This window comes from Actinosynnema sp. NPDC091369 (genome assembly GCF_044757065.1).
GTDB lineage: Bacteria > Actinomycetota > Actinomycetes > Mycobacteriales > Pseudonocardiaceae > Actinosynnema.
Window position 1 is genome coordinate 1 of sequence record NZ_JBIVUG010000041.1, and the last position, 1137, is coordinate 1137.

Here is a 1137-nt window from a genome sequence, read left to right on the forward strand (position 1 = left end):
TGCGACGCGATCAGCGATTCGATCCTCGACGCGTTGCTGGCGAAGGACCCGCGTTCGCGTGTCGCGGTGGAGACGATGGTGACCACCGGTCAGGTGCACGTGGCGGGTGAGGTGACGACGGAGGCTTACGCCGACATCCCGTCGATCGTGCGGGACAAGATCGTGGAGATCGGTTACGACTCGTCGGCCAAGGGGTTCGACGGGTATTCGTGTGGTGTGAACGTGGCGATCGGCTCGCAGTCGCCGGACATCGCGCAGGGCGTGGACACCGCGTTCGAGCAGCGGGTCGAGGGCGCCGAGGACGAGATCGCGAAGCAGGGTGCGGGCGATCAGGGTCTGATGTTCGGGTACGCGTGCACGGACACGCCGGAGTTGATGCCGTTGCCGATCGCGTTGGCGCACCGGTTGTCGCGTCGGTTGACGGCGGTGCGCAAGGACGGCACGGTGCCGTATTTGCGGCCGGACGGCAAGACGCAGGTGACCATCGAGTACGCGGGTGACCAGCCGGTGCGGTTGGACACCGTGGTGGTGTCGACGCAGCACGCGGACGGTATCGACCTGGAGAAGCTGCTCGGTGTCGACGTGCGGCAGCACGTGGTCGCGCCGGAGGTCGAGGCGTTGGGTCTGGACACCGCCGATGTGCGGTTGTTGGTGAACCCGACGGGTCGGTTCGTGATCGGTGGTCCGATGGGTGACGCGGGCCTGACCGGCCGCAAGATCATCGTGGACACCTACGGGGGTATGGCGCGGCACGGTGGTGGCGCGTTCTCGGGCAAGGACCCGTCGAAGGTGGACCGGTCGGCGGCGTACGCGATGCGGTGGGTGGCGAAGAACGCGGTGGCCGCGGGGCTGGCCACGCGGATCGAGGTGCAGGTGGCGTACGCGATCGGCAAGGCGGCCCCGGTGGGTCTGTTCGTGGAGACCTTCGGCACCGAGACGGTGGACCCGACCAAGATCCAGCAGGCGATCGGCGAGGTGTTCGACCTGCGTCCGGCCGCGATCATCCGGGATCTGGACCTGCTGCGCCCGATCTACGCGCCGACCGCCGCGTACGGCCACTTCGGCCGCACCGACGTCGAGCTGCCGTGGGAGAACACGGACCGCGCCGACGCCCTGCGCGCCGCCGCCGGCGCCTGA

1 protein-coding gene is annotated in these 1137 nt (G+C 68.9%); it reads left to right on the forward strand.

Annotation, left to right across the window (positions count from 1 at the left end; genetic code table 11):
* A partial coding sequence (gene metK, locus ACIQMJ_RS40885) for a methionine adenosyltransferase (protein ID WP_499766398.1) occupies positions 1-1137 on the forward strand: 1137 nt, incomplete at its 5' end.